The following is a 4133-nucleotide window of genomic DNA, read 5'->3' as shown; positions in this document are numbered from 1 at the left end:
AGCTTTGAATCTGATGAGCCGATCACAGCAACAATCCGATGGCATCAACAGCGTGGCTTCGGCCCTGGAAGAATTGTCGGTCTCTGTGGCAGAAATTTCTGAAGCCACAGGCAAAAGCTCTGACCATGCGAAAAATGCCATGGATGTGGTGGCCACGGGCACACAATCCATGGAGCGATCCACAGAGGCCACTCAAAAGGTCGCTGATGTGGTTCAAACAGCCAAGTTAAACATTGAAGAACTACACGATGCCGTAACGCGCATTAGCAGCGTGACCAAAACCATCACCGAAATTGCCGAAAAAACCAACCTGCTTGCTTTGAATGCTGCCATTGAAGCCGCACGCGCCGGTGAGTCAGGACGTGGCTTTGCGGTGGTGGCCGATGAGGTGCGAAAGCTGGCTGAAATGACCCGCCACGCCACCACCGAAATTGCAGCCACCGTGAACGAGGTGCAAGCTGGCACCAACCAGGGGCTCCTGACGATGGAGCGTGCTGTCGATGAGGTTCATATTGGAACCAAACTGATTCTCGAGGCCAATCAAAGCCTGGGGGCCATTCGCGTGGCCAGTCAAGGTGTGGCCCAATCGGCCAAAGACATTTCCTCAATGCTGGAGCAACAGTCCCAAGCGTCACTGGAGGTTGCCAACAGCATGGAACGCATGAGTGCGCTCACCGAGAGCAATATGGGAGCCATTACCGAGCTGGATGGTTCAGCCAAACAGTTGGCACAAACCTCCGGTGATCTGCGCAATTTGGTCAAGCATTTTGAGGCCAGCCTTTGAGCACTGGCTTTGCAGTTTTCACCCGATCAGTGTTGGTGTTTGGGCTTGCCTGATTGCCAAATGACCTGGTCTTTTAAGGCGCTTTTCGAAGCGCCTTTTCTTTTCGCATAATTTCGAAGGCCAGCTCTGAGCGCTTGGATCGCATGGCGTACCCAGCCGCATTAAAGCCAGCTTCGTTCACTGGCGATGGGTTGGCACCCAACTTGAGCAACAGCCGGGCTGTGTCTTCGCGCCCGGACCGGGCGGCCATCATCAATGGGGTGGTGCCATTTTCAGACATTGCATCCAAATTGGCTTTGAAATTTACCAGCAACTGCACACACGGCACGCACCCCGCAGCAGCCGCATAGTGCAGGGCCGACCACTGCCCTTCCCTGTCGGCTTTTGCGCCAGCTTCCAGCAACACTTTAATGGCATCTGCCTGGCTTCGTGAGGCAGCAATCATGAGGGCTGTGTCGCCTTTGGTGTCGCTTTGTTCCAAATCGGTTTGTTGATGCTGCAGCAAAACAGCCAATGCCTGAGGTGATTCGTGTACCACTGCGTAGGCCACAGCGGGCAAACCCTCGTTGCTGATGGTGTTGGGGTCCATTCCGCGAAGCAGCCAATTGCGAAGACGCTGGGCATCGTCCATTTTGATGGCCATAAAAAAAGCATCAAAAGCATCTGCCCGGGCTGGATTGCTTAACCCCACCATGGCCAACAAAGCCAGCGCCCCAACCAAGGCTCGCATGGCTTGTAATGGTTTGCCGTTTAAGCGCGCATAGGCCAAATCGCCACCCTCACTCAGTGCGCAACCTGGCGCGCGCCTTCCAGGCCAAACAAGGCGTTGAAATTGGCTGTGGTTTGAAGGCCAATCTGCTCAACATCACACTGCTTTTCTTGAGCCAACACTTTGGCCACATGCGGCACAAAACTGGGCTCGTTGGTTTTGCCCCGGTGCGGCACGGGCGCCAGGTAAGGTGAGTCTGTTTCAATCAGCATGCGGTCCAATGGCACATATCGCGCCACCTCGCGCAGATCGGCTGCGTTTTTAAACGTAACAATGCCAGAGAATGAAATGTACATGCCCAAATCCAAGGCGCGTTTGGCGAAGTCAAGGCTCTCGGTGAAGCAATGAATAATGCCACCGCATTCCTGAACCTTTTCTTCAGCCAAGATGGCAAGGGTGTCTTCCCCAGCGGCTCTGGTGTGCACAATCACGGGTTTTTTACAGGCTCTGGCGGCTTGTAGATGCACCCTGAATCGCTTGCGTTGCCACTCCAGATCGCCCTTCAAACGAAAATAATCCAGGCCCGTTTCGCCAATGCCAATCACCTTGGGGTGTTTGGCCAGTTCAAGCAGGGTTTCAACCGAAGGCTCTGTGATGTTTTCGTAGTCGGGGTGCACCCCCGCGGTGGCCCACAGCTGGGGGTGTTGCTCCGCCAAGGCAAGCACGTTGGGAAACTCTTCAAGCTGCACGGAAATGCAGAGCGCCTGGTGTACCTGCGCAGCCTGCATGCGGCTCAAAATGTCAGGCAGCTGCTCGATGAGGCCGGGGAAATCCAAATGGCAATGTGAATCTGTAAACACTACAAGGTTGCTGTTTTCTTCATGGAAGCCTGCATTTTACCAACCATTTGCTCAATTGCCAGCCGCGCAGACTCACCACTGTCGTCCCGAGGAAATTGAATGCCAATGCCTTGGGGCTTGTCTCCCCGTGCATTGGGGCCGCACACCCACACCACTTTGCCGTTGATGGGATATTTTTTGCCCTCTTCGCCCACGCTCAATAGCACAAACACAGGGTCGCCCAGCTCGTATGGCTTGTTGCATTCCACGAACACACCACCACCTTTAACAAACGGCATGTACAGGCGTGCCGCGGTGTTTTTGTCTTCCAGCGCCAGGGAAAGCATCCAGGGTCGATTGGCTTCTTTGGTGCTCATGCGCGAACTCCGGTGAGTGAGGGTTTACTGGCAAAGAGTTTGCCATTGTTGGCCAAGGTATTCCAGCGCCAAACGGGGGTTGATTGGATGGTTGGCCAAACGGGACTCGCCCAACAAACCCTGATAGAGCTTGCTGAATTTTTGAACGTCAACAGCCTTGGCCCAAAGTAACTTGGGGGCAAGCCAGGGAAACTGTACCGGTTTGCTGCCTTGTGCGATGTGCACGCAGTCTGCCAGCAGCCGCAAAGAAAGCTCCATCGCCACGGGCAAACCCACTTTTTCTACGCCCACTGGCGGCTGACCATGCTGATCCGGGTTGGCCAGCCACTCTGCCATTTTTTTTCGAAGCGCCAGGTCTTCTTGGCCGTTGCGGTCCAGTTCAAGCGCTTCAAAGGGATCCTGAAGCGCCAGGCTAAGGGCAAGCTCAGCCTGCTGCACCCCTTGAGCCGCCAGCCATGCCTGGCACTCTTGCGGGCTGGGTACTGGCACGGTAAGCAATTGGCAACGCGAGCGAATGGTGGGCAGCAATTGGTCCAATCGGCTGCCCACAAACACAAAACGCAAACCTTTGGGGGGTTCTTCAAGTGTTTTTAGTAGCGCATTGGCGGTGTTGGTGTTCATGGCGTCAAAGGGATACACCAAGACAAAACGGGCACCTCCGCGGCTTGAACTGGTGTTGAAATAATTCTGCAGGTTGCGCACATCGTCAATGCGAATGTCGCCACTGGGCTTGGTGCCCGATTTCAACTCCACAGGCAGACCCATGTCCAGGGCCTTGGCCTGTGGTAAAAGCAGGCGAAGATCGGGGTGGTTACCAGCGGCCCGCATTTGGCAGGCCGCGCACTGCTCGCAGGGCTTACTGGCCGCGGGGGCCTCGCACAACAGTTTTGCCACGTGGCTTTGCACCAAATCAAACAAACCGCGCGGCTGATGACCATGCACCAGCACGGGTGCGCCAGTGGCGGCCAGCAAAGCTTCCAACTGGGCCGATGCGCGGCTTAACCAAGGGGCTGCACTCATGTGGCGGCACCTGTGCCCCAGTGGGTTTTTAAAAATCGATCCAGCTCTGCCAACACCGCATTGCCGACCTCGGCCTCGCCGGGTACGGCATCGATGACGCGCACACGCCTGGGGTTAAGTTGCGCTCGCTTAATGAAGCCGGCACGCACGGCTTCAAAGTAGGCTGTTGGCTTGGCTTCAAATTTGTCACCATCGCCGGCGCGTTGAGCTATGCGCACTTGCGACACCTCAATGGGCAAATCGAACAAAAAGGTCAGCGCGGGCTCGAATCCCTTTAGCGCCCATTTGCTCAGCGCCTGGCAATCTTCCCAACTCGCACCCCCTGCCCCAGCCTGGTAAGCAAAGCTGCTGTCTTCGAAGCGGTCGGTAATTACCCAGGCACCGCTGGCCAGTGCGGGCTCTAT

Annotated in this window: 6 protein-coding genes; 1 reads left to right on the top strand and 5 read right to left on the bottom strand. The window is 55.8% G+C overall.

The window, feature by feature from the left end; all coding sequences use genetic code 11:
- A partial coding sequence (locus ACEQU8_RS05590) for a methyl-accepting chemotaxis protein (protein ID WP_370262131.1) occupies positions 1-784 on the top strand: 784 nt, incomplete at its 5' end.
- Positions 785-857: 73 nt separating this feature from the next.
- Here ACEQU8_RS05590 and ACEQU8_RS05585 read toward each other — a convergent pair.
- The 5 genes from ACEQU8_RS05585 to ACEQU8_RS05565 form a co-directional block, all read right to left on the bottom strand.
- Positions 858-1553 (bottom strand): ankyrin repeat domain-containing protein, encoded by a 696-nt coding sequence (locus ACEQU8_RS05585; protein WP_370262129.1) that lies wholly within the window; start codon positions 1551-1553, stop codon positions 858-860.
- Between the two features lie 14 nt (positions 1554-1567).
- Positions 1568-2353 carry a TatD family hydrolase gene (locus ACEQU8_RS05580; protein WP_370262127.1) on the bottom strand — a complete coding sequence of 262 codons (786 nt, stop codon included), beginning with the start codon at positions 2351-2353 and terminating at the stop codon, positions 1568-1570.
- Complete coding sequence (locus tag ACEQU8_RS05575) at positions 2353-2709, bottom strand: PilZ domain-containing protein (RefSeq protein WP_370262125.1); 357 nt, start codon at positions 2707-2709, stop codon at positions 2353-2355. The genes ACEQU8_RS05580 and ACEQU8_RS05575 overlap by 1 nt, the downstream gene beginning before the upstream one ends.
- 24 nt (positions 2710-2733) lie before the next feature.
- Positions 2734-3729, bottom strand: a complete 996-nt coding sequence (locus tag ACEQU8_RS05570; RefSeq protein WP_370262123.1) for a hypothetical protein — start codon at positions 3727-3729, stop codon at positions 2734-2736.
- A partial coding sequence (locus ACEQU8_RS05565) for a dTMP kinase (RefSeq protein ID WP_370262121.1) occupies positions 3726-4133 on the bottom strand: 408 nt, incomplete at its 5' end. The genes ACEQU8_RS05570 and ACEQU8_RS05565, both read right to left, overlap by 4 nt.

It is taken from the genome of Limnobacter sp., from assembly GCF_964228395.1.
Taxonomy (GTDB): Bacteria; Pseudomonadota; Gammaproteobacteria; order Burkholderiales; family Burkholderiaceae_B; genus Limnobacter.
Note: the sequence above shows the minus strand (reverse complement) of the source record. Positions and strands in the feature narration are given on the sequence as shown.

Coding starts and splice junctions, on each gene's coding strand:
- ACEQU8_RS05575 (WP_370262125.1), bottom strand. CDS start 2,709: ATGAGCACCAAAGAAGCCAATCGACCCTGGATGCTTTCCCTGGCGCTG.
- ACEQU8_RS05570 (WP_370262123.1), bottom strand. CDS start 3,729: ATGAGTGCAGCCCCTTGGTTAAGCCGCGCATCGGCCCAGTTGGAAGCT.